This window comes from Rhizobium sp. CIAT894 (genome assembly GCF_000172795.2).
GTDB lineage: Bacteria > Pseudomonadota > Alphaproteobacteria > Rhizobiales > Rhizobiaceae > Rhizobium.
On record NZ_CP020949.1, the window covers coordinates 41,006 to 65,618 of the forward strand.

General features: G+C 60.1%; 20 protein-coding genes. 9 read left to right on the top strand and 11 right to left on the bottom strand.

Annotated elements, in window-relative coordinates:
• Positions 1–10: 10 nt before the first annotated feature.
• From RHEC894_RS22905 to RHEC894_RS22940, 8 genes are all read right to left on the bottom strand, one after another.
• The gene (locus RHEC894_RS22905) at positions 11–865 is read right to left on the bottom strand and encodes an ABC transporter permease subunit (RefSeq protein WP_085739312.1); all 855 of its coding nucleotides are present in this window, start codon (positions 863–865) and stop codon (positions 11–13) included.
• The gene (locus tag RHEC894_RS22910; RefSeq protein ID WP_085739313.1) at positions 865–1,710 is read right to left on the bottom strand and encodes a proline/glycine betaine ABC transporter permease; all 846 of its coding nucleotides are present in this window, start codon (positions 1,708–1,710) and stop codon (positions 865–867) included. The genes RHEC894_RS22905 and RHEC894_RS22910 overlap by 1 nt, the downstream gene beginning before the upstream one ends.
• Before the next feature lie 13 nt (positions 1,711–1,723).
• Positions 1,724–2,815, bottom strand: coding sequence for a glycine betaine/L-proline ABC transporter ATP-binding protein (locus RHEC894_RS22915; RefSeq protein WP_085739315.1), 1,092 nt, complete (start codon positions 2,813–2,815; stop codon positions 1,724–1,726).
• Positions 2,816–2,906: 91 nt separating this feature from the next.
• Complete coding sequence (locus RHEC894_RS22920; RefSeq protein ID WP_085739316.1) at positions 2,907–3,758, bottom strand: glycine betaine ABC transporter substrate-binding protein; 852 nt, start codon at positions 3,756–3,758, stop codon at positions 2,907–2,909.
• A gap of 78 nt (positions 3,759–3,836) precedes the next feature.
• A complete protein-coding gene (locus RHEC894_RS22925) occupies positions 3,837–5,183 on the bottom strand; it encodes an FAD-binding oxidoreductase (protein WP_085739317.1) in 1,347 nt (448 codons plus the stop codon).
• Entirely contained in the window at positions 5,180–6,697 is a 1,518-nt protein-coding gene (locus tag RHEC894_RS22930) for an aldehyde dehydrogenase (RefSeq protein WP_085739318.1), read from the bottom strand. The genes RHEC894_RS22925 and RHEC894_RS22930 overlap by 4 nt, the downstream gene beginning before the upstream one ends.
• On the bottom strand, positions 6,690–7,601 hold the full coding sequence (locus RHEC894_RS22935) for a dihydrodipicolinate synthase family protein (RefSeq protein ID WP_085739320.1): 912 nt from the start codon (positions 7,599–7,601) through the stop codon (positions 6,690–6,692). The genes RHEC894_RS22930 and RHEC894_RS22935 overlap by 8 nt, the downstream gene beginning before the upstream one ends.
• Positions 7,598–8,308 (bottom strand): GntR family transcriptional regulator, encoded by a 711-nt coding sequence (locus RHEC894_RS22940; RefSeq protein WP_085739321.1) that lies wholly within the window; start codon positions 8,306–8,308, stop codon positions 7,598–7,600. Before RHEC894_RS22940 ends, RHEC894_RS22935 begins: the two co-directional genes overlap by 4 nt.
• 257 nt (positions 8,309–8,565) lie before the next feature.
• Here RHEC894_RS22940 and RHEC894_RS22945 point away from each other — a divergent pair, with 257 nt between their 5' ends.
• Positions 8,566–9,282 carry a GntR family transcriptional regulator gene (locus tag RHEC894_RS22945; RefSeq protein ID WP_010067903.1) on the top strand — a complete coding sequence of 239 codons (717 nt, stop codon included), beginning with the start codon at positions 8,566–8,568 and terminating at the stop codon, positions 9,280–9,282.
• A gap of 24 nt (positions 9,283–9,306) precedes the next feature.
• Here RHEC894_RS22945 and RHEC894_RS22950 read toward each other — a convergent pair whose 3' ends face one another.
• Entirely contained in the window at positions 9,307–10,206 is a 900-nt protein-coding gene (locus RHEC894_RS22950; protein WP_085739322.1) for a LysR substrate-binding domain-containing protein, read from the bottom strand.
• Between the two features lie 119 nt (positions 10,207–10,325).
• Here RHEC894_RS22950 and RHEC894_RS22955 point away from each other — a divergent pair, with 119 nt between their 5' ends.
• The 4 genes from RHEC894_RS22955 to RHEC894_RS22970 all read left to right on the top strand — a co-directional run bounded on the left by RHEC894_RS22955 (position 10,326) and on the right by RHEC894_RS22970 (position 14,898).
• Positions 10,326–11,579 (top strand): aromatic ring-hydroxylating dioxygenase subunit alpha, encoded by a 1,254-nt coding sequence (locus RHEC894_RS22955; RefSeq protein WP_085739324.1) that lies wholly within the window; start codon positions 10,326–10,328, stop codon positions 11,577–11,579.
• A gap of 19 nt (positions 11,580–11,598) precedes the next feature.
• Positions 11,599–12,657, top strand: a complete 1,059-nt coding sequence (locus tag RHEC894_RS22960; protein ID WP_085739325.1) for a hybrid-cluster NAD(P)-dependent oxidoreductase — start codon at positions 11,599–11,601, stop codon at positions 12,655–12,657.
• A gap of 250 nt (positions 12,658–12,907) precedes the next feature.
• Positions 12,908–13,990: a type IV toxin-antitoxin system AbiEi family antitoxin gene (locus RHEC894_RS22965; protein ID WP_085739326.1), complete on the top strand. Its 1,083-nt coding sequence runs from the start codon at positions 12,908–12,910 to the stop codon at positions 13,988–13,990.
• Positions 13,987–14,898, top strand: a complete 912-nt coding sequence (locus RHEC894_RS22970; RefSeq protein ID WP_085739327.1) for a GSU2403 family nucleotidyltransferase fold protein — start codon at positions 13,987–13,989, stop codon at positions 14,896–14,898. Before RHEC894_RS22965 ends, RHEC894_RS22970 begins: the two co-directional genes overlap by 4 nt.
• 246 nt (positions 14,899–15,144) lie before the next feature.
• Here the strand turns inward: RHEC894_RS22970 and RHEC894_RS22975 are convergent, their stop codons facing one another.
• The gene (locus RHEC894_RS22975) at positions 15,145–15,714 is read right to left on the bottom strand and encodes a TetR/AcrR family transcriptional regulator (RefSeq protein ID WP_085739495.1); all 570 of its coding nucleotides are present in this window, start codon (positions 15,712–15,714) and stop codon (positions 15,145–15,147) included.
• Between the two features lie 114 nt (positions 15,715–15,828).
• Positions 15,829–16,665 carry an enoyl-CoA hydratase/isomerase family protein gene (locus RHEC894_RS22980; RefSeq protein WP_085739328.1) on the bottom strand — a complete coding sequence of 279 codons (837 nt, stop codon included), beginning with the start codon at positions 16,663–16,665 and terminating at the stop codon, positions 15,829–15,831.
• Between the two features lie 724 nt (positions 16,666–17,389).
• Between RHEC894_RS22980 and RHEC894_RS22985 the strand changes: the two genes are divergently transcribed.
• From RHEC894_RS22985 to RHEC894_RS23000, 4 genes are all read left to right on the top strand, one after another.
• The gene (locus tag RHEC894_RS22985; protein WP_085739330.1) at positions 17,390–17,569 is read left to right on the top strand and encodes a hypothetical protein; all 180 of its coding nucleotides are present in this window, start codon (positions 17,390–17,392) and stop codon (positions 17,567–17,569) included.
• A gap of 176 nt (positions 17,570–17,745) precedes the next feature.
• Positions 17,746–18,681, top strand: coding sequence for a DUF3991 and toprim domain-containing protein (locus RHEC894_RS22990; protein WP_085739331.1), 936 nt, complete (start codon positions 17,746–17,748; stop codon positions 18,679–18,681).
• A 130-nt stretch (positions 18,682–18,811) separates the two neighbouring features.
• The gene (locus RHEC894_RS22995) at positions 18,812–19,417 is read left to right on the top strand and encodes a DUF1419 domain-containing protein (protein WP_085739333.1); all 606 of its coding nucleotides are present in this window, start codon (positions 18,812–18,814) and stop codon (positions 19,415–19,417) included.
• Between the two features lie 96 nt (positions 19,418–19,513).
• A complete protein-coding gene (locus RHEC894_RS23000; protein WP_085739334.1) occupies positions 19,514–24,601 on the top strand; it encodes a helicase-related protein in 5,088 nt (1,695 codons plus the stop codon).
• The last annotated feature ends 12 nt before the right edge of the window (positions 24,602–24,613 follow it).

Consider the following 24,613-nt stretch of genomic DNA (forward strand, 5'->3'; position numbering starts at 1 on the left):
TTCGAATATGTCAGTTTCCGGCCGTAGCCGGTGCTTTGCGCTGAAGGGCACCACGCGACAGCCGGTCGAGGAAGATTGCGACCGCGACGATGGCAAGGCCGGCACGAAGGCCAAGCCCCATTTCCATTCGTGTCAGGCCGCGCGTCACCTCGGCACCAAGACCACCCGCTCCGACGAGACCTGCAAGAACGACGATGGCGAGCGATAGAAGAATGCACTGGTTCAGCCCCACCAGCAGTGTTGGCGTCGCCGCGGGGATTTCGATCTTGAACAGGATGGCGCGGGGCGAGGCGCCCGTGGCCTGCCCGAGTTCCAGCAGGTCCTTCGGAACCTGACTGAAGGCCAGCGTCGTCAATCGCAGCATCGGTGGCACGCCGTAGACGATCGTGGCGATGATGGCAGGCACGCGGCCGAGGCTGAAGATCATCACGGCAGGGATGAGATAAACCCAAGGCGGGACCGTCTGCATGATGTCAAGCACGGGACGGATGGCCGCCTCGAACTTGCGGTAACGGGATGCCAGGATGCCGAGCGGGAACGCAATCAACACCGAGATACACACCGACACCGTCACCAGAGCGAGCGTCTGCATCGATGCCTCCCACAGGCCCGCCAGAAAGCAGAAGGTCAGCGCGATCGCGCTGGTGACCGCGACGCGAACATTAACGACGACGGCAGCGAAAACCACGGCAATGAGGATGACCGCGTAGAAGGGCAGGTAAAGCAGGCTCGATTCAAGGCCGCCCAGAACGGCCTCGATCACTTTCGTCACCATGTCGAAAAAGGGATGGAAATTGGCGTTCAGCCAGTCGATGACCGGGGCGAGGTAAGCGCCGGGGGAGAAACGAACAAGGTCCAGGTCCATCACTTGCCTCCATTGGCGCGGCGCGCCGCACTCTGGGTCAGTCGGTCGATCACCATGGTGAGGATGACGATGGCGATGGCGGCGTTGATCGAGGTGGCGATATCGAGGGTTCTCACCGCGCTGTAGATGGTTTCGCCAAGCCCGCCGGAACCGACGATGCCTGCGATCACCACCATCCCAAACGCCATCATCAGGCTCTGGTTGATCCCTGCCATGACGCTCGGGATTGCGAAGGGCAGCCTGATCTTGACGAACATCTGCCATGGCGTCAGGCCACTTGCCTGCCCGAGCTCGATGAACTCGCGCGGGGTTCGGCGGATGCCGAGCGATGTCAGGCGGATTGCCGGAGGCATGGCAACGATGACGGTCGCCAGAAGAGCCGTGGCCGGTCCGTATCCCATCAAAGCGATCGCCGGCAGAAGATAGATATAGGGCGGAAGGGTCTGGATGAGATCGAGGATCGGTTCGACGAACCTGTCGAAAGATTTGACGAAGCCGGCCACGACGCCAAGAGGGATACCGATGAGCAGCGCCATGAACGTGGCCGTGATGACCAGGGCCAGCGTGCTCATGGTCTCGGCCCACAGTCCCATCACCGCGCATCCGAGCAGGGCGACGCCTGCCAGAAGCCCGGCCGGCACGTTGATCAGCCGCCATCCCAGCGCCGCCGCGACAAGGGCGATCACATAGAATGGTGGAAGCTGCACGAGCCAGAGGACGCCGTCATAGGTGCCCTCCAGAACGGCCCGGATGCTGTCGAACAGCCATGAGGCATTGTCGCTGATCCAGTTCAGCGCATCGTCGATCTTCTCGTCGAAGCTGTCAGTGATGAGGGACGTGTCCATGACCATCTCCGATCTATGCCGCTACGGGCACGGTGGCGGGACTGCCGGCGACACCACAGAGCAGGCCACGTATCGTAACGATGCCGACCACCTTGCCACCCTCGACAACAGCGACGGCATCGCGGCTCGATTGCATGGTCAGTTCGATCAGGGCGCCGATATCCGCTTCGGGCGTGGTGCGGAGCAGCGAGCCAACATCGACATTCGGGTGGCTGCGCGTGTATTCGGCAACCGGCATCATGACGGAGTGCGCCTTGACCAGATGAATCCTGGAAATCCCGGCAACGAACTCGGCGACGTAGTCGTCCGCAGGCTTGGTCACGATCTCCTCGGCATTACCGACCTGGACGATGACCCCGTCTTTCATGATGGCAATGCGGTCACCGATCCGGATGGCTTCCTCGAGATCGTGGGTGATGAACACGGCCGACTTTCCAAGCGACTTGGTCAGTTGGCGGAATTCGTCCTGAAGCTGGCGGCGGATCAGCGGATCGAGCGCGCTGAATGGTTCGTCCATCAGGATGATCTCGGGGTCGGCGGCGATGGCGCGTGCCAGGCCGACGCGCTGCTGCATGCCGCCCGACAGTTCCGATGGATAGCGCGCCGTCCAATCGGACAGGCCAACCTTGTCGAGCGCCGCGCGGGCTGTCTTGTATCGTTCTTCCTTGCCGACGCCGCGAACCTCAAGACCGAAGGCGGCATTCTCCAGAACGGTGCGGTGCGGAAGGAGGGCGACGCTCTGGAAAACCATCCCGATGTTGCGGGCACGAATGTCGCGGAGTTCGGCGGCATTCAGGGCGGAGATGTCCTTGCCCTTGACGAGGATCTTGCCAAGGCTCGGTTCGATCAGTCTGTTGAGCAGCCGGATGAGCGTGGACTTGCCGCTGCCCGACAGTCCCATGATACAGAAGATCTCGCCGCGCCTAACCTGAAGGTTGGCGTCCGAGACGCCGACGACGCAGTCGTAGTCCGTCAGGATCTGTTTCTTGGACAAGCCGTCTGTCTTTACCGCCTCGACGGCCGCCTTGGCCTTGGCTCCGAATATCTTCCAGACCGACTGGCAGTCGATCAGGATATCGCCGGCATCATTCATTGACATGGTCATAGCGTTCCCCGCGAGCCGGTTTGATACCGGCATTCTCATTCGTGGAATGTGGAGCCGGGCCGCCAAACATGTGGAGGCCCGGCATTCGGCTTTATTCGGTGGCGATGTTTTCCCAGCGCTTCAGGAGGTCGGCATGGCTGTCGGTCCAGTCCTTGATCGCCTCGTCCATCGTCTTGCCGTCGTTGACGGCGCTGTTGATCGCGGTGATGTCGGCAAGCGGAACATAAACGCTGGCAATCACTTCACGGGCGTGCGGGTTCTCCGCGGAAAAGCCCTTTTGCCCGATCCAGTAGTAGCTCTGCGGTGGAGGGAAGACGCCTTTGGGGTCCTGAAGGAACTTGACGTCGTATTTCTGCATCATCCAGGACGGCTCCCAGATCGTCACGGCAATCCATTCCTTGCGATCGGTGGCGGACTTCAGCGCGGCGGTCATCGCGGCCGTACTGCCTTCGACGAGCTGCAGCTTGAGATCATAAGCCTTCACGGAATTGGCCGTGTCCCTCATCAGGCCCGAGCCCGGCTCGATACCGACGATCTTGCCGCCGAACTTGTCGGCGTTGTCGTTCAACTGGTCCATGGAATCGATGGTGACGTATTTCGGAACCGCGACGCCCTGGAACAGGCCGTGCGAGACCGGCGAAATCTTTTCGAGGCGCTTCTTATTCTTGTCCCAGTAATCCTGCGCGACATAGTCCGTCTGCGAGGCCAGGATCTGGACGTCGCCCTTGCTCAGAGCAGCATAGGCGATGCCCCATTCGGAGAATGGCACGACCTTCACGGTGTAGCCGGAATCTTCAAGCACCTTCTTGGTGATGCCGGTAATCGGCGTCAGGTCTTCCCAGGACATCGTGCCGATGGTGATGGTCTTTTCTTCAGCATGCGCCGACATGACGGTCATTCCGACCATTGCCGCTGCGCAGAATGCCTTCCACAGAGTCTTCATTTCTCGCTCCTAATTTTGCGTTCCCATTATCGTTGAAGCCTCGCGCTGGGCTCAGTCTTCACATTGCGCGGCGAGGGATCATCCCTCGCGGCCTGCACGCAATTCCTGCAAACGGATCACGCAATTGATGCCGAGCCATGCGAACGGCTCCGGCGGCAGCCGGGAGGGCTGGGCGTGATCCATGTATTCTTCAAGTTGCCGGGAGGTCGAGCCGGTCGCGAGGTCGGCGGCCATCATGCCAGCGAGGGTGCTTTTGACGGTGCCGAGGCCGTTTTCGCAGCAGGCCGAATAAAGCCCTTCCTCGATTTCCCCGAAGGCCGGGACGTGGTTGCGGCTGAGGCAAAGACGGCCGGCCCAGCTGTATTCGAACGGCATATCGGCAAGGCCTGGAAACCGGGCGTCGAAGGAGCGGCGATGCTCGCCCGCCATCTTCGCCATGCGCCGTTCACTGACATTAACCGTTGTCTCGTAGGTGTATTTCGTCCGGACCACGATCCGCGATTGTCCACCGCTGGTGATTTTGCGCACCGTAGCGCCCATCGCGTCGGCGGGAAGAAGAGCCCACTTGTCGCGACCTGATTTTTCCTTGCCCACGCCATCGGCATCGAAGGGTGCGGTCATCGAGGCGTAGGCAAAGATGTGCATCAGCCTGCCGCCGAAGTGACCGAAATCCTCGATATGGCCGTTGACGGCGACGATGACCCTGGGGGCCGTGACCGTTCCGCGCAACGAAATGGCAGTCCAGGTTCCGCCCTCGCGCTTCAACCCGGTCACGGGCGAGCGCTCGTACACATCGACGCTTTCCGACAGCCCGGCGGCGAAGCTGCGGATATAGTCGGCCGGCTGGATGAGGACCGCGCCGGGCGTGTAGAGCCCGCTCAGATAATAGTCCGACCCGGTGATGTCGCGCATTTCACGGGCGTCGAGAAACACATGCTTCTCGCCCGCACCCTTCAGCGATTGCCCGAACGCCATGTTCAGCTTCATGCCGCGCGCGGTTGCGGCAGCATTGATCTTGCCCGAGGGATCGAAGGTCTCGCGGGGCATTTCGTATTCATCGGCCGCTTGCGCTGCAAAGGCGATCGCGGAGCGGTTCTGCGCCATCTCCATCTGTGTGGCATCGACGCTGCCGCTTGAATATTCACTGGACGAGAGGTTGTGCGGGACGTCGATCATGAAGCCCGAGTTTCGTCCCGAAGTGCCTTTCCCCAATTCACTAGCCTCAAGGATGACGACCTTGTCCTGTGGACGACGCTCTTTCAGGCGGCGGGCCGCGGAAAGTCCCGCGAAGCCCGCGCCGATCACCAGCCAGTCCGCGGTCACGTTGCCTTCCAGGCTCCGGACTGGAAACGGTCGCTTGCTAATCGCCTCCCAGCCCGAGACGCCATTCTCAAAAGGCAAGCGCTTGACGGACTTGGTGATCATAGGATCGTCTCGTCCACGGAGCGCTCGGAGATATCGATCCAGATCGTCTTCAGTTCACAGTAGTTGTCGTGGGCGAAGATCGACTTGTCGCGGCCGCCAAAACCCGATTCCTTGTAGCCGCCGAAGGGCGTCGAGGCGTCACCTTCGCCGAAGCAGTTGACGGTGACCAGGCCTGCCCGGATGTCGCGCGACAGCTTGATCGCCTTGCGCAGACTGCCGGTATAAACCGAAGCGGTGAGGCCATAATTGGTGTCGTTGGCCAGCTTCACGGCTTCCGCCAGCGTTTCGAACGTGGTTACCGACAGGATCGGCCCGAAGATCTCCTCCTGGAAAAGGCGGCTCGCAGGGGTGACGCCATCGACGACAGTAGGTTCGATGAAGATGCCCTTCAGGGTCTCGCCGCCATGGGTGAGCGATAGCTTCTCCTTCTTCACGTCGTCGAGGAAGGATTTGACCTTGTCGAAGTGCGCCTTGCTGACCAGAGCGCCGATGCGATTTTCCGGGTCCAGCGGATCGCCGGTCTTCCATTCGCGCAGATAGGCGCCGATGCGTTCGAGCAACTCATCCTTGATCTTGCTGTCGACGATCAGGCGCGACGTCGCCGAGCAATTCTCGCCCATGTTCCAGAAGGCACCGTTGACGACCTGCTCGGCAACGAGGTCGAGGTCTTCGGCATCATCGAGGACGACGGCCGGGTTCTTGCCGCCGCATTCCAGAACGACCTTCTTGAGGTTTGAATCCGCCGAGTAACGGAGGAAGCGACGTCCGGTCGGCGTCGATCCGGTGAACGCAACCATGTCGACATCCATGTGCAGGCCGATCGGTTCACCGACGTCCTTGCCGCTGCCGGTGACGACGTTGAAGACGCCTGCGGGGATGCCGGCCTCGAGAGCCAGTTCTGCAACACGAAGGGTGGAGAGTGTGGTTTCCTGCGCGGGCTTGACGATGACGGAGCATCCCGATGCAAGCGCAGGTCCGATCTTCCAGGCGAGCATCAAGAGCGGGAAGTTCCAGGGCAGCACGCAGCCGACCACGCCGATCGGTTCGCGCACGACCATGGCAAGGGCATTCGGCCCGACAGGGTTGGTGTTGTCGTAAAGCTTGTCGATGAGTTCGGCATGAAAGCGGATCGTGTGGATCGTGTCCGGCACGTCGACCGTCTGGCACTCGCGCACCGGCTTGCCGCTGTCGATGCTTTCCATGACGGCCAGTTCGTGGCGGTTTTCCTCCAGGAGCTTGGCGAGTTTGAGGAGGGTGGCCTTCCGGTCGCCGGGAGACAGCAGACGCCAGCGACCATCGTCGAACGCCTGTTTGGCCTTCGCAACCGCATCATCGACGTCGCTCGCGTCACAAGCCGCGATCTCGGCCAGCGTCTCGCCGGTCGCAGGGTTCGTCGTCGTGAATGTCTTGCCGGATTTCGCCGGGCGGAAGGCGCCATCGATAAAGGCGTTGGTCGGCAGGTGAAGGTTGGCGGCGATTGCCTTGTATTCGGCCGCGGTCAAAGGTTCATGCATTGTTGGCTCCCGACGTGATCTGGGCAACCGTGCGCTTCAAAGTCGCGACGACGGTTTCAAGGGTTCTTTTTTCTTCGGAATTGAGCGGGCGCAGTGGCGCGCGCACGGAGCCTGTCTTCAGGCCGATGATCTCGCATCCATGCTTGATCGACTGGACGAATTTTCCACATTCGAGGAAGTCCATCAGCGGCAGCATCGCCGTCATGATGGCGCGGCCCTTGTCGAAATTCTTTTCAAGGACGCAGGCTTCGTAGAGGGCGACATGTTCGCGCGGCAGGAAGTTGGAGCCGGCGCAGACCCAGCTTTTGGCACCCCAGGCAAAGAATTCCAGGGCCTGGTCGTCCCAGCCACAGGAAAGGCCGATATGCGGGAACTTGCGTGCCAGGAGATGCACGTTGGCCATTTCGCCGGAGCTTTCCTTGATTGCCACGACGTTTTTGGACCGGCCCACGCGGGAAAAATATTCCTCGCGCATGGTGATGCCCATGCGGGCGGGATAATTGTAGAGCATGATCGGCAGGTTGGCGGCGCGGTCGATCGTCAGGGCATGGATCGCATTCTCCTTTTCCGTCGGCAGCGCATAGGGCGGCGACGAGACCAGGATCGCGTCAGCGCCGATTTCCTTCGCAGCCTTGGCATATTCAACGGAGTCTTCGGTCCGCGTTGCACCGGTGCCGATGACAAGGGCGAGGCGCGTCCCGATGACATCCTTGGCGTAAGCGGCAAGCTCGAAGCGTTCCTGGGCGCTCTGAGCGTAATATTCGCCCGTCGATCCGCCGACGATGATGCCATGAACCTTGGCTTCGATCAGCGATTCCAACACTGCCGCAAACCGCTTACGGTCGATCTGCCTGTCAGGCCCGAGCGGCGTGATCGCCGGCGTGTAGATGCCTTCGAATTTCATGATGACTTCTCCGTGGATTGCGTCGGCGTTACGACCAGTGCGTCCGCCTTGAGTGCTTGGGGTGCGATGAACATTTCCATGTTCTCGCGCGACAGTTCCCAGTGTTCGAACACGAGGTCGACGACAGCGTCTTCGTCACGGGCGGCGATCGCCGCGATGAACCCGTCGTGGTGACCGACTGATTTTCGAAGCCGCTCTTGCATGTCCGCGTTGCGGGGGCGGAAGAATGTGTGGCCGATGCGCGCATGATCGATCAGCAGCCTGCCGAGGCTCGGTTGCAGGTAGTCGTTGCCCGACATCTCGCCGATGATCTCGTGAAACCGGTTGTTGGCGAGGGTCATCGATAGCGCATCGTGCGAGATGCTCGCGGCCCGAAACTGTTCCTGGGTTGTCTGCAACTCGGACAACTGCTTCACCTTGAAATTCCGAACCGCGAGGCGTCCGATCGCCGCGTAGATCATCGGGGCGACCAGGAAGAAGTGGCGCAGCGTCGAGTGGTTCATCGGGATGACCCGAGCGCCGCGGTTGGTGCGGATATCCACGTAGCCTGCGCCTTCCAGGCGACGGAAGACCTCCCGCACCGGGGTCCGCGACAGCCCGTACTTTTCGCTCAGCGACATCTCGTCCAGGTCTTCGTCGGGATCGAGTTCCATCGTCAGGATCCGGCGCTTGAGATCGTCGTAGAGTTCGCTCTTGCCGCCCTTCATCTCAAATCCCCGATGTGACGTGGCCCGCGCATCGCGCTGTCGGCTTATGAGGACAAGCTTGCATGAGATTTTAGAGGAGTCAACAGAATTGTATTTTGAAAGTACACAATAGTTACACCGAAAATATACAGTTGTGCAAAGCCATAAAATTAAGAGCACTGTCACGCGAGCCCCGATTGAATATCGAGATTGCCAACGGCGGCGGTCGGCCTTAAGCCAATCGCAGATCAGACACTTCTGCCTGGGGAATGAATTGAATGAAGAGCGGCAAGAGCACTCTCTACGATGATCTCAAGCGTCAGATCCTCACGATGGAACTCGACCCCGACGAGGATGTGGACGAGGTCAGCCTCAGCGAGAAGTATGGCCTGTCTCGCACGCCCGTACGGGACACGCTTCGGCGCCTCGCAGGAGAAGGCTACATTGACATGCGGGAAAACAGAAGCGCGCGGGTTATCCCGCTGAATCATTCAACTCTGCGCCATTTTTTTCTTATAGCGCCAATGATTTATGCAGCAATCGGCCGGCTGGCGGTGCAAAACTTCAAGCCTAGGCAGTTGTCGGACCTACGCGATACGCAGGAGAAATTTCGAACCGCCAGTGAGAATCTCGACACGCTTGAAATGGTCTTGGAGAACAACAGGTTTCACGAGATCATGGGTGAGATGTCGGGCAACGTTTATCTGCAGCCCAGCCTCGGGCGGCTGCTTATCGATCACGCCCGAATCGGCCACACCTTTTTCCATCCGCGCAATGATGACATGCGGCAGCGCCTTCAACTGGCTGTCGAGCACCATGACGGCTTCATCGACGCGATCAAAGCCCATGACGAACACGCCGTCGTCGACCTGGTCTTCAAGCACTGGGAACTGTCGCGCGAAAACATGGAACTCTATGTCGTGCCCAACGACATGAAGGCTGATCTTCCGGTCGAGCCCGGCTCGTCGCAGGAGAAGGATGCGCAACAGGTCTGACGCTTGGCGTTTGGACGGGGCGGCTCAGGACGTTTTCTGCAGAGCCTGCGTTAGCCATCCGGCTGCAAAATCGGCGATCGCGGAGCGCTTGGCATCGACCGGTAACAGAACGTTGTAACGGCCCTCCGCCTCGAACTCCGTGTCCCCCACCTTGACGAGGCTGCCGTCAGCCAGAAATGTCTTGATGAGCACATCCCATCCGAGCGCAACGCCCTGGCCGGCCCGTGCCGCATAGATGGTCTCGGTGTAATGGCTGAGGCGGAGGATCGAGCGCAGATTGTCCGGCTTGCGGCCGCGCCGGGCAAACCAGTCTTCCCATCGATACCAGCTTCTGTTTGGAACATCGGTCTCGATCAGTTCATAGCCGCCATGGGGGAAATCCTCGACGCGACGGGACGCGGCATAATGCGGCGAGCAAACAGGATAGATCCGGTCCCCGCATGATCCCAGCACGATCCCATCATTGAAAGGCGGCACGCCATATCGGATCGCGATATCGACGCCGCCGTTTGTCAGGTCCAGCTTGCTGTCCTGTGAGACCACGCGAATCTGGATGTCCGGATTGAGCTGGCGAAACTCGGCGATCTTCGGAAGCAGCCAGAACGACGAGAATGCGATCGTTGCGCCGATGGTCACGACGTCGGTGACGCTGGCGCGCACCGCATCGACGCTGTCGGCAATATTGGACAGACTGTCTGCTAGCGTCGCGCCGAGAATGAGGCAGGCAGGAGTCGGTTCGATCGTCCGGTGGCCGCGATGAAAGAGCGGCCGGCCGAAATCATCCTCCAGAAGGGCAATCATGCGACTGACCGCAGCCTGCGTCACCCCCAATTCACTGGCTGCCGCGGTAAAGCTGCGATGCCGGATGGCGGCCTCCAGCGCCACGAGCGCGGTCAGCGACGGCAATTTCTTGCGGAACTGCATTTTGGGGATCTCCCGACACATCTTCGCATGATATTTTATCATGCTTTTCACAATAATTTATGCCGTTGAAAACAGCCTGTTTTGCCTCATCCTCTATGCCATATGCATAAGAGGATATCATGCTAAACAAGTTTTCGTCGTCCATCTCCGCAGTCCTCGATTCCCGCGCCGAGGGCTATTCGCTGCCGGCAGGCCTTTACACGCGCGAGGACGTCTTTCAGGCCGATCTCGATGTGTTTTTTCGCAAGCACTGGATTTATGTGGGCCTGGAATGCGATGTCCCCGAAGCCGGCGATGCCACCATCATCGATATCGGCACCACAAGCCTGATCCTTCTGAGGGACGACGACGAGCAGATCCGTGTGGTGCACAACGTCTGTCGGCATCGCGGCACCCGGCTTCTCGATGCCGGTCCGACCGTCATCTCCAAACTGGTCTGTCCCTACCACCAGTGGACCTACGAACTATCCGGCGAACTCATCCACGCACCGCACATGGGGACGGATTTCGACAAGTCCTGCCATAACCTGAAGCCGGTACACTTCCGCTCGATCAGTGGGCTGATCTATGTCTGTCTGTCCGAGACGCCGCCCGCGGATATCGCCCATCTCGAGCATGTGATGGAGGAGCGCCTCGCGCCCTACGACATCCGCAATACCAGGATTGCCCATCAGACGGACGTGATCGAGACGGGCAACTGGAAGCTGACGATGGAGAACAATCGCGAGTGTTACCATTGCGCCGCCAATCATCCGGAACTCTGCGTCTCCTTCATTGATCTCGATTTCGGCTTCGATCCGGCAACGCTCAGCGAGGAGGATCGCGCGGAGGCGGAAGAGCATCAGCGGCTCTACGCCGAACGCATCGCGGCTTGGGAAGCGGACGGCCACCTATCCTCTCCGGTGGAACAGCTCGCCGGCCATGAAACCAATTTTCGCACACAGCGCCTGATCATCGCCGGGGCAGGGGAGTCGCAGACCCCGGACGCAACGGCTGCATCGGCCAAGCTTCTCGGCACGATGACGCGCAAGGATCTGGGCGACACGCATCTCTGGGGCCACAACGCGTGGAACCATTTCATGGGTGATCACGCCGTCACCGCCATGGTTATCCCGCTCTCGGCAAACCGCACGCTCGTTCGCACCAAATGGCTTGTGCACAGGGATGCGGTCGAAGGCGTCGATTACGATCTGGAAAAGCTCACAAGTGTCTGGGTTGCGACCACCGACCAGGATGCGGAACTCGTCAGCCGCTCACAGCTGGGCGTCGAGGATCCCGCCTATGAACCCGGTCCATACTCGCGCTTCACCGAGGGGCAGCTGGATGCTTTTGCAACATGGTATGTCGAACGGATGCGCGCACATGGATATTAAGGTCGCACACAGGGCCGACATGCCCCTGGATCGGGCATACTGGAACCCGGATACCGACACCGAGCTCCTTTGCATCGACGTCCACCCGGAAACACCGGATGTGAAAACCTTCACCTTCGTTTCCAGGGACGGCAAGCACATCGCCTTTACGGCCGGCCAGTATTTCGCCTTCGACATCGACGCGGGCGACGCAACGGAGACGCGGTGCTATAGCCTCTCCTCCTCCCCGCTGCGGACCAACGCGATCTCGGTCACGGTGAAACGCGTTCCGGGTGGTAAGGTTTCCAACTGGCTTCACGACCATCTTGCCCCCGGCGCAACCGTACAGGCCAGCGGTCCGCTGGGCCAGTTCGTCCGCCCCACCCGCCCGAACCAGAAATATCTGTTCCTCAGCGGCGGATCCGGCATAACGCCGGTCATGTCGATGGCGCGTGAGCTTGCCGACACGGCGCTGCCGGTCGACGTCATCTTCTTGCACGCCAGCCGGACGCCGGGCGACCTGGTGTTCCGTAACGAACTGGCGAGCCTTGCGACCAAGCTGAAAGGCTTTCGCCTGTATTTCCTGCCGGAGACGCTCACCGGCGAAACCTCGTGGTCTGGCCTTCACGGCCGGATTTCGCGCGACCTGTTCAAGCTCATTGTTCCCGACCTCACGGAGCGGGTGATCCTGTGCTGTGGCCCGGCTCCGTTCATGGCTGCGGCACGGACGATTTCGGCAGACCTCGGCGTGCCACCCGAAAATTACATCGAAGAGAGTTTTGACCCCGCCGCGATCGACGACGCTCCGCCTCCGATGACGGACGAGGCAGTGCTCGCGCCCTTCAAGGTCGAGTTTGCCAAGCAGGGTCGTACGATTGACGTCACATCCGATCAGACCGTGCTGTCCTGCGCAAAGAAGGCCGGCGTGAAAATCCCGTCGTCCTGCTCGAACGGCCTCTGCGGCACCTGCAAATCGAAACTCGTCAGCGGCACCGTCGACATGAACCACAACGGCGGTATCCGCGAACGCGAAATCAACGCCGGATTTTTCTTGCCTTGCTGTTCGAAACCACTCAGCGATCTGGTTATTGAGCGATAAGGCTTAAGCTAGATATTAGCTGGCCACGCGAAAATTAAGCATTTTGTGTGGCTGTCGCGGCTGTAGTTTAGTAGCTAAATGACGTTCTGGAGTTCGTGTCCCTTCAAAAGGCGCTCGCGCGACGTGGACGATTCCGAATCGGGCATGAGGCAAGCTAGAACAGCAGTTTGCTTTTGTTTGCTGCGCAGTACATATAGACATTTTTGCCGATATGCGGCATAGAGGCTATATTTGCTGCGCAGGGAATATCGTGGAAGATTTCATAGCTATCGATATGTTGGGTGAATTGACGGCCAGCCTCACGGAGGCAGGCGGGGAAATCACGTCCGAGCCGAGGTTTGAGTCGCAGATGGGAAACTCTCACGCAGATTTCCTTATAGATGCACGATTTTCTGATGCGCCTCTCAAACTTGTTGTCGAGGTCAAAAGATCAGCTTTCCCAAGAGACGTCAGGGAAGCAATTTGGCAGCTGAAAAAATACATCGCCGCCATGCCGCCCGGCAATTCCAGAGTTCTCCCCCTATTAATGGCCGATACCATTTCGCCAGGTGCACGTGCACTCCTGCGCGAGGAGAAGATCGGTTATTTCGATCGTAGCGGCAGTCTCTATCTTTCGGCCGACAATCTCTTTGTTCTCGTCGAAAAGCCAGCCTCGAAGCAGCAGGCCCGATCGCTCAGCAATCTGTTCGTTGGAAGTCGCGCACAGGCCCTCCATGCCGTCTGGACATTTAAGGACCAATGGTTCGGTGTGCATGAACTGGCCGAGCGGGCATCCGTATCTCCGACAACTGCATCCCAGGTTCTTATAGAACTGGAGCGCCGCGAATGGGTGAACTCCAAGGGTGCCGGTCCATCGAAGCAAAGGATACTCTCCAGTCCCCGCGCGCTGCTTGACGAGTGGTCTTCCTATGTCGCTTCGCTTAAGCCAAAGCCGCTCCGCTCGTTCTATATGCGGATGGCCAATATCGATGAGGCAATCCATGAGATTGACCGCACCTGCGATGAGACGGGAATTCGCTACGAAATTTCCGGGCTCATGGCGGGGCAGATCCATGCACCGCACCTCTCGAAAATATCCCAGCTCCATTGCCGCATCGATCACGGCGGCGAAAGCCTTCTTCGAAAACTGGGAGCAAAGGCTGTCAAAGACGGCTGGAATCTGGGAGTTATAGACTCTAATCCACGCCACGACTTTATGTTTCGCCAACGGGTTGGTCATGTCTGGGTCACGGATCCACTTCAAACCTATCTCGACCTCCTGCAGCTCGGCAGCGGTCGCTCAAAGGAGCTGGCCGAACATCTTCGGCTGACAAAGCTCGCGGTACCCGAATGACAAAGCCTCAAATACTGACTGAATACAGTGCCGATGTTACCCGCGACTGCGAGCGCGTCCTGGTTACGCTCTTCAGCGGTCTCGGCCCTTGGCGGGACTCCGTCTTTCTGGTCGGTGGGCTGGCACCGCGCTACATTGTCACCAAGCGGCCGCCTGACGTCCCGCCTCATGCGGGAACCGGCGATATAGATGTCGTTGTCGATCTGTCGATCCTTGCCGACACAGAGGCATACCGGACGCTCGAGCAGAACCTCAAAAAAATGGGCTTCGAGCGAGCGCAAAATGACAAGGGCAATAAGGTCAACTGGCGTTGGCAGACTATGACCGAGCACGGTATTCTCGTCATTCTGGAGTTCTTGGCAGACGATCCGAAGCTCCGGGGTGGCGCGTTGCAGGAACTGCCGACGGAGGGAAATGTTTCTGCCGTGAATATCCCTCACGCGTCGCTCGTGTTCGGACACCACGACCGGATGGAAGTCACCGCCGACCTGTTGGGTGAAAAAGGCCGCTCGACAGAATCCATCCCCTATGCCGATATCGTGGCATTCACATGCCTGAAGGCGTTTGCCTTTGATCACCGGCGTGAGCGCAAAGATGCGCACGATCTCGTCTACTGCCTCGAACACGGAGAAGGCGGGCTCGCCGGTGCAATCGCCAAATTCCAAGAGGCTCTGAAAGGCAACGATCGGGAGGTCATCGAACGTGCCCTGACGCTATTGCTCACCCGATTTTGTGATCCAGAGCCAGACGAAGGCTACCTGCGCGAAGGCAACGTCGCCGTGGCGCAGTTCGAAATTGAAGGTGCTGCAGACGACACGGAAATCAGAGAAGCCCGGATTTTGCGCCAGCGTGCCGTCAATGACATCATGCTCGAATTTTTGAGCACGCTTGGTATTGGGTTCAAGTGATGCTCGGAGCGTGGGATCTTGTTATCTGAGCCTGGTTGAAGGGGGTGCACTGTGACTCCGCCGAGCGCCGTCGTCGTGAGGGATTTGGTCAAAAGTCCCCTGTCGTTGTGACGCACGTCGAGCAATCCGATTCCGGTTGGCTTATCGTTGGCGCCGACGGCTAGTTCGAGTGCAGGCTTCAGATCGTGGAGGAAAGTTCGCAAAAATTTGTCAAGCCGATGAATCCACTTGCAGCGTTGCAAAGCCCTAAAGCTCCTTGAGTGCCGTCGCGGTGTCGGAGAGAATTTCGTCGGATAGTCCCCCTTCGCCGATTGCTCGTGCCATGGCAAGGGCACCAACCAGTGCGCTGAGTACCAAGCAGGCCCGACGTCGATCACCAGCGGCGTCCGTACCCGGCGTCAATCCGGCCAGAAGCTCGAGATACTGCTCGACCTGGCGTCCGTAGGCCGAGCGGGTTCGATCATCCGCGCGCGAAATGTCCTCAGCCAAACCGGCCACTGCGCATCCGGCCTCAGGGTGGGCGCGGTGGGCTGGACTGAGGTAGTCGTCGACGATCGCTTCGAGCGCCCGTCTGCCACCTTTGCCGGACGCAGCCAAAGTCCGCGCACTTCCCTGAGCCAAGGCGCGTTCCACCGCGGCGCCGACCAGTTCATCCCGGGATTCGAAATGACGGTAGAAGCCGCCGTGCGTCAGGCCGGCTTCCCGCATCAGCTCCGCCACTCCGACACCGTAAATGCCACTGCGGCGCATTTGAGTCGCGGCGATATCGATAATTCGATTGTGGCTTGCCGCCTTGTCAGCTTTCGAACTACCCATGAATAAACCTCCCGCCTCAATGCGACACCAGTATATCCTAACGAGTTTGGTAACCATCATTTTCAGACGAATGGACGCCAAGGTTTCGCCCCCTCCAGGGGGGCGATCTTGGTGTCATTGGGTTTCGGTGCCGAGATTGCCGAGGTGATAACTCATGCGTGCCTCGAAGTCAGGACCCACTTCGTCGCGCTTTTGCGCGATTCGGGCTCCCCGCTCAGGGACCGTCGGCCAAGAGAACGCGTTGAGGAAAGCTTCCTGTGTCTGCATTAGGTCCTCAGCGGACGGCAGGGTTCTACGGTTGATCAGCCGCTTCGCCTCGGCGAGCGCAGGCTTGTCGAACGACGCGATGCGACGGGCGAGGTTGTCGACGTGGGCGTCGAGTTCATCATCCGGGAGTGCGCGATTCACCCATCCGTAGTTCGCTGCTGTTGCAGCGTCGAAATCGTCGCTGCCGAGCACGATTTCAAGCGCCCTGGCCCGTCCGACGAGGAGTGGTAGGCGTTCTGTTGCGCCACCGCCTGGGAAGACGCCCGCCCCGACTTCGATCTGAGCGAAGATCGCTCGCTCCAGGCTGGCAAAACGCATGTCACATGCCAGCGCAATCTCAGACCCGCCACCGCGAGTGCGACCCCTAATCGATGCGATCGTCACGACCGGGGAACTGGTCAACCGCGTCGTGGCATCGATGAACGTCGGCAGACCAGTCGGCCCAGGCGTCAGGGGAAAATCGGCGAATCGGGAGACGTCGTAGTGATTGACGAAGAAATCCGGGTCAGCACTATCGAACACGACCACCCGCAACGTGTCATCGGCCTCGATGAGACCGACGATCCGCTGCAGCTCGATGAGGGTCTCTTGATCGCAAAAGTTCAGCGGCGGATTGTTGAAGGTCACCCGCCAATATCCCGGCGCAGCCTCGGTGATCGTGAACTGGGTTAGTGGAGCACTCATCCGAAAGATTCCTTCGCTTAGGGCACTAGGCACAGGACGTGTGCGCGGGCCGTTTGGTCTATAACAAAGAGGATGACGTTCATCATCCTAAACGTCAAGATGACAGCCATCATCCTCAATGTCAATGACGCGACCGCATGGGGGCTACCGTGCAACCGTTACAGGCGGCTGGCAGCCGTTCAAACAACTAGGCGTCTCGTTGGCGTCGATGGAGGCCGAACAACTAAAATGCTTCATTTCCAGCACTTCTGGATTGTCACGCTACCAAAGTTTAATTCCTGGCATCACCCATTGGGTAGGGCAGGTGGCTGAGCTAAGTCTTGCTGCCACCAAGTCTTTACCGTGCGGGCTTTCATCCCGGATGACCGTCTCGGCGAGGGCGTTCGGAGCGCATCAGAAGCGACTTTGGCAATCCCGCTGCCATACGAAAGGCAGAATTCACCCAATGCTATCCGGGCTTTTTAACCGCCGACGGATCGAATGATCGGATGGTTCGCCTGCAATTCGGACCGGATCAACGAAAGTTCCAAACCATTGGCATTTCCGATCCCGCTCTCTTGTCCGGCATCCCTAATCCAGTCCCGTCCTTGGACGGTCAACCCACGAGGGGTTCGCCAGCAAGCTGCGACCTCTCCGGCTGCGCCGCAGAGGTGACCGCGGCCGGGCCTGGACCAAACGGGCGCCATCGAGCGGGGATCGGCCCCGCCAACGGATGGAGCCTCACATGTCGAATCTCAGACTCGCACAAAACCACGCATTCGATCTCGCCCGGACCCTGATGGTGCCGGTCACCCTCTTCGAAATCGATGGCGAGATCGGCATCATGGTTTCCGACGAGTATGACGGCGATGAAGACGCCATCATCAATATCTATGACCCCTTTGCCTACGGATCGGCTCATTGAGCCGATCAGCCCTTCGGGGGAGCGCGTGCCGCTTGCGCTGATGCGCGCGCAAGGGAGGCTTCGCCGCGAGCTTGTCTCGCAGATCTGCAGATTGTGAACCGCGCCCTTGCGCGCTTCCATCTTCACGGCCTGGGCGCTGCCAGTCCGAAAAATCAGGAAAGCTAAAGGAGGTGATTATGGAAAAGAATGACATCGAAGAGCTGCGTACCCGGGTGGGCTGCGCAGCCGTCCTCGAGCAAGAGGGCTTCGCGATAGATAGGAAAGAGAGCACGCGCCGGGCAATCAAATTCCGGCGCGACGACGACATCATCATCGTCATCCACGCCGGCAGGGGCTGGTTCGACGCCCGTTCGGATGCCAAGGGCGATGTGTTCGCGCTCGTAAGCTACCTGCGTGGTATTGGATTTACGGAAGCCCTGACGGTAATTGGCGATCTCATCGCGTTTCAGCCGACCGCGCCGATCTGGGAGAAGCCTCGCCATCAAAAGCAGGCGGTGGCTTCGATCGCTGAACGCTGGAACCATAGAAAGCGGCCGTGGCGCGCATCGGCGACGTGGAGCTATCTTCGACAGAAACGGGCGCTGCCATGGCAGGTCATCTATGCGGCGATCGAGGCGGACGTTCTTCGAGAAGGCCCATATGGCTCGATGTGGGCAAAGCATGTCGATGAGGCTGGCGTTGTCATCGGTTGGGAGGAGCGCGGACCGGACTGGCGCGGGTTTTCCACCGGTGGTGCCAAGGCGCTCTTCCAGTTTGGAATGGATGGCGCTCGTCGGATCTGCGTCACAGAGGCGGCAATCGATGCACTCAGCCTGGCCGCGATCGAGCAGACACGATCCGACACGCTCTATGTCAGCACCGGTGGCGGCTGGTCGCCGCAGACCGCTCAGGCGTTGGAGACCCTGGCTTCCGGGGAAGGCGCGTGGCTGGTGGCCGCGACCGACAACAACGTTCAGGGTGAGGTTTTCGCCGATCGCCTGCGCCAGATGGCGGACAGCGCCGGTTGCGATTTCTCGCGGCTGAGGCCGGAAGCTGAGGATTGGAATGAGGAATTGAAGGAGAGGAGGGAGAGAGGAGAGCTGCCGCATACGCGGCCAGCGCATCAAGGGTGAAGCTGCCGCCCGCCTGATGGCGGCCCTTGACCCGCTGCCCGCGAAGCGCCGGCTGAGGAGGGGTGACCAAAAGGACTGAAAGGAGAGGTCGATCAGGCTTCGCTTCAGTCGCAACCCCAAGGAGCCGCAGATGTTTGTTTCCCCCGCTATCCGTAAGGTGTTCGAAGGTGTGGCCACCCGCCACGAAATGTACGCCCTGTTCAATCGCCATAGCCAATCGCCATTCGACGATGACCGTATTTCCGGCAGGCGCTATGTCGGCGAATGGTTCGAAATCACAAAAGCAGACCACGATCATATGTTCGAGATCCTGCCACCGCTTTTTTATCGCGGGGACATGTTCGCCATGCGGGAGTTTCTGGCCGCAAGCGTCACCAGTGTCTTTTTCGCGCTGACGATCGATGATGGCTCCCGCTGGTTTCACGGATATTGCGACCTGGGCGACCGCCAGTCACCTGACCGGATGCGCGCCGAAATCATCACCCGCGAATCCCGTCCGGTCCGCGCGATGAACCGACAGGAAAAGCTCGATCATATCTGGAGCGCGACCGGTCCGGATTTTCGTGGCTATGCCGACGGTCGCTTTCCGGCCGACCTGCGCAATCGCCAAATCGTGCTCGTCTATCCCTCGGCACAAGGCAAGATCTGGAAGCTGCTTGATGATCTGACCGACGAGGAGATCGCCGCCAAGCTGCCGGTGCAGTTCCGCCTACTGCCCGAAACTATCGCTGCCTGACGGCAGCCTTCACTTCCAAACCTCAATATTTGCGCCCTGGCAACACCCGCACCACAGCGAGTGTGTCTCGGCGCGCCACCTCACAGGAGTTTTCCAATGGCGCATGACGATCCTTTCACCATCGACCTGTTCGGCACTACAGCTCCCGCATCCGGTTTCGATCTCGGTGTGCCGGGTTTCGCAGCAGATTTCGGAACCGATATCGATATCGACCCCCAGCCCTCGACACCGGCGCCAGCCGCGGCGGTCCGCAAAGAACCGAAGCCCACACCGCAGATACGGACGAAGGTCAATTTCAGCCTGCAGAGTTCTCGCGGTCTCGGCAAAACCTGGCGCGACCGGGCGCATGACAACATCTCCGCCATCGTGCTGGCCAACGAGCTCGAGCGTCAAGGATTACCGGCCCGACCTGACCAGCAGGCAAGGTTGATCAAGTTCACCGGCTTCGGTGCATCGGATCTCGCCAACGGCATATTCCGACGTCCGGGCGACGATGCGTTTCGCAAGGGTTGGGAAGAACTCGGTGGCAATCTTGAACGCGCCGTGGCGGCAGGGGACTACGCATCTCTGGCGCGCTGCACCCAATATGCCCACTTCACGCCTGAGTTTATCGTTCGTGCCATCTGGGCAGGCTTGGTCCGCATGGGGTTCAAGGGCGGCCTGATCCTGGAGCCGGGGATCGGCACGGGCATGTTTCCAGCGCTGATGCCGGAGGCGCTCTCGACGGTAAGCCATGTCACCGGTGTCGAGCTCGATCCGGTGACCGCCCGCATCGTCCGGCTGCTGCAGCCGCGTGCGAAAATCATCACCGGTGATTTTTCGCGCACGGACTTGCCCGCCCAATTCGATCTGGCGATCGGCAACCCGCCGTTTTCGGATCGGACAGTGCGGAGCGATCCGGCTTTCCGCTCTATCGGTTTTCGGTTGCATGACTATTTCATCGCCAAGTCCATCGATCGGCTGAAGCCGGGCGGTCTTGCAGCCTTCGTCACGTCGTCCGGCACCATGGACAAGGTCGATGCCCGCGCCCGCGAATACATCGCTGGCATGGCCGATCTCATCGGTGCAATCCGCTTGCCCGAGGGCAGTTTTCGGGCGGACGCCGGCACGGATGTCGTCATCGATATCCTCTTCTTCCAGAAGCGTCGAGCGGATGAGACGGCTGGTAACGACAGCTGGCTGGATCTCGGGGATGTTGGGTTGGAGGGCGAGGGCGGTAGCGTCCGTATCAACAGGTGGTTCGTCGATCGTCCGGAGATGGTGCTCGGACGCCATGCGATCACTTCGGGACCTTTCGGGGAGACTTATGCCTGCCTACCCACCTGTGACGATCTTGATGAAGTTCTGAACTCCGCAATCACTCAGTTACCAGCTGACATCTACGATGGCGATGTGACGGCGATCGATTTCGAACTCGAAGATGAGGTGGCGGGAGCTTCTGCGGAGCGGTCCGACGATCCCAGGGTGCGCGAGGGCAGCTATTTCATCGGCAAGGCCACGGCGCTGATGCAGGTGGTGGACGGGATCGCTGTCCCGGTCGAAGTCAGGAAGGGCCGCAGGACCGACGGCATCTTCGCCAAGCACGCCCTGATCATCCGGAAGCTGATCCCGATCCGCGACGCGGTCCGGCTGATCCTCAAGTTTCAGGAGCGCGACCAGCCCTGGCAAAAGGCGCAGGTCGCGCTGCGCATCGCCTGGTCCAGTTTCGTGCGCGAGTTCGGTCCGATCAACTTCACCTCTGTCTCGACATCGGAGGATCAGGAGACGGGGGAGGTCAGGGAGGTCCACCGCCGGCCGAACCTCGCGCCGTTCCTCGACGATCCCGATTGCTGGCTGGTCGCCTCGATCGAGGACTATGATCTGGAGACCAACGCCGCCAAGCCCGGGCCGATCTTTACAGAACGGGTGATCGCTCCACCCCCGGCACCAGTGATCACCTCGGCATCAGATGCGCTCGCTGTCGTTCTGAACGAACGCGGACATGTCGATCCCGATCACATTGCCGAGCTACTGCATCGCGACGTTGAGGACGTCCTCGGCGAGTTAGGCGAGGCGATCTTCCGCGATCCATCCGACGGCTCCTGGCAGACGGCCAATGCCTATCTGTCCGGTGCGGTCCGGTCGAAGCTCACTGTTGCTCGCGCCGCCGCGGACCTCGATCCCACCTTCGCCGGTAATGTCGCAGCGCTTGAGCGGGTGCAGCCACCGGATCTCAGGCCCTCGGATATTACCGCACGCCTCGGCGCGCCGTGGATCCCGGTCGATGACGTTGTCGCCTTCGTCAAACAGACGATGGACGCCGACATCTCCATCCACCATCTGCCGGAACTGGCGACCTGGACGGTCAATGCCCGTCAGCTTGAATGGTCTGCGGCAGGCACCACCGAATGGGGAACCCATCGCCGCCATGCCGGCCAGCTTCTGTCCGACGCTCTCAATTCGTCCGTGCCGCAGATCTTTGACACCGTCCGCGACGGCGAGACCGAGCGTCGGGTGTTGAACACGGTGGAGACGGAAGCCGCCAAAGAAAAGCTCGCCAAGATCAAAACGGCTTTTCAGTCGTGGATCTGGTCCGATCCGGATCGCACCGACCGGCTGGCACGGGTCTATAACGACACCTTCAACAATATCGTGCCTCGAGCCTTCAACGGCGATCATCTCCAGCTTCCCGGCGCCTCAGGCGCCTTTTCTCTTTATGGGCATCAGAAACGCGGCATCTGGAGGATTATCTCCGCCGGCGCCACTTATCTTGCCCACGCCGTCGGTGCTGGAAAGACGCTGACCATGGCGGCTGCGATCATGGAGCAGCGGCGGCTGGGTCTGATCGCCAAGGCGATGCTTGTCGTGCCCGGCCATTGCCTGGCCCAGGCCGCACGGGAGTTTCTCGCTCTTTATCCGAACGCCCGCATCCTCGTCGCCGACGAAACGAACTTCGTCAGGGAGAAGCGCCATCGCTTCCTGTCGCGGGCTGCCACCGCCAACTGGGACGCCATCATCATCACCCATTCGGCGTTTCGGTTCATCTCCGTGCCATCGGCCTTTGAAGCACAGATGATCCAGGATGAGCTTGAACTCTACGAAGAGCTGCTGACCAAGGTCGAACGCGACGACCGGCTATCGCGCAAGCGCATCGAACGCATGAAGGAAGGTCACAAGGAACGGCTCGAAGCGCTGGCGACGCGAAAGGATGACCTGCTCACGATCTCCGAGCTTGGGATCGACCAGATCATCGTCGACGAGGCGCAGGAATTCCGCAAGCTGTCGTTCGCCACCAACATGTCGACCCTGCGCGGTATCGATCCGAACGGTTCGCAGCGCACCTGGGACCTGTTCGTCAAATCCCGGTTCATCGAGTCGAAAAATCCGCGCAGGGCGCTGGTGCTGGCGTCGGGCACGCCGATCACCAACACGCTGGGCGAGATGTTCTCGGTGCAGCGGATGATGGATCCCGCTGCATTGTCGGAACGTGGTCTGCACGAGTTCGACGCCTGGGCCTCGACCTTCGGCGATACCTCGACGGAACTCGAATTGCAGCCCTCGGGTAAATACAAGCCGGTCACGCGCTTCAGCCAGTTCGTCAATGTGCCGGAACTGATTGCCATGTTCCGCTCCTTCGCCGACGTCGTGCTGCCGGTCGATCTCAGGACCTATGTAAAGGTTCCCGATGTCTCTGGCGGCAAGCGCCAGATCGTCACCGCCGAGCCGACGGCCGCTTTCAAGTCCTACCAGAAACAGCTGGACGCGCGGATCAAGGCGATCGAGATGCGCGATGGCCCGGCCAAGCCCGGCGATGACATCCTGCTCTCGGTAATCACCGACGGTCGGCACGCTGCCATTGATCTGCGCCTCGTCGATCAGGCAATGGGCAATGAGGCCGTCAACAAGCTGAACGCTCTGGTCCAGAACACCCACCGGATCTGGCAGGAAACGGGAGAGGCAGAGTATCGTCGCAAAGACGGCAAGCCGTTCGACCGGCCGGGCGCCGGCCAACTGATCTTCTCCGATCTCGGCACGATCAATGTCGAGGCCACGCGCGGCTTTTCTGCCTACCGATGGATCCGCGATGAGCTCGTCCGCCTTGGCGTGCCGGCTTCCGAAATCGCTTTCATGCAGGACTACAAGAAGTCGGACGCCAAGCAGCGGCTGTTCAACGACTTCAATGCCGGCAAGGTTCGCGTGCTGATCGGCTCGTCCGAAACCATGGGGACCGGCGTCAATGTACAGGCCCGGCTGAGGGCGCTGCACCATCTCGACGTGCCTTGGCTGCCCTCGCAGATCGAGCAGCGCGAAGGCCGCATTATTCGCCAGGGCAATCAGCATGACGAAGTCGATGTGTTCGCCTATGCGACGCTCGGGAGTCTCGACGCCACCATGTGGCAGAACAATGAGCGCAAGGCCCGCTTCATCGCGGCGGCACTGTCCGGCGACACTAGCGTCCGCCGGCTGGAGGACATGGGCGAGGGGCAGGCCAACCAATTCGCCATGGCCAAGGCCATCGCGTCCGGCGACGAGCGGCTGATGCAGAAGGCGGGACTGGAGGCCGAGATTGCCCGTCTCGATCGACTGCGTGCCGCCCATATCGACGATCAGCATGCGATCCGGCGCCAGATCCGCGATGCCGAACGGGATATCGAGTTTTCCAGCCGCCGCATTGGAGACGTGGGCAAGGACATCGACCGTCTGGCCCCGACCGCGGGCGATGCATTCGTGATGCAGGTCGGAAGTGCGGAGTTCGACGAGCGCAAACTTGCTGGACGCGGGCTGATGAAGGAAATCCTGACCCTGGTTCAGCTACAGCAGGAGAAGGAGATGATCATTGCCACGATCGGCGGCTTCGAGCTCGCCTATCATGGCGAGCGGTTCGGCCATGACGGTTATCGCTACGACACGCTGCTTCAACGTACAGGTGGTGACTACGAGATCGCCCTGGCCGTCACCACGACGCCCATCGGTGCCATCTCCCGGCTCGAGCACGCGCTTGGCGGTTTTGAACAGGAACAAGAAAGCCATCGCATTCGCCTCGCCGATGCGAAACGTCGCCTCGCCTCCTACACGCCGCGTCTGGGTGAAAGCTTCTCATTCGAAGCGGAGCTCGAACTCAAGCTGAGCCAACTGGACGAGATCGAACGGGATCTGGCGGCAACCGCGGACGAACCAGAGGAGGATCGCCAGGAAGCTGCGTAAACAGCGGCCTAT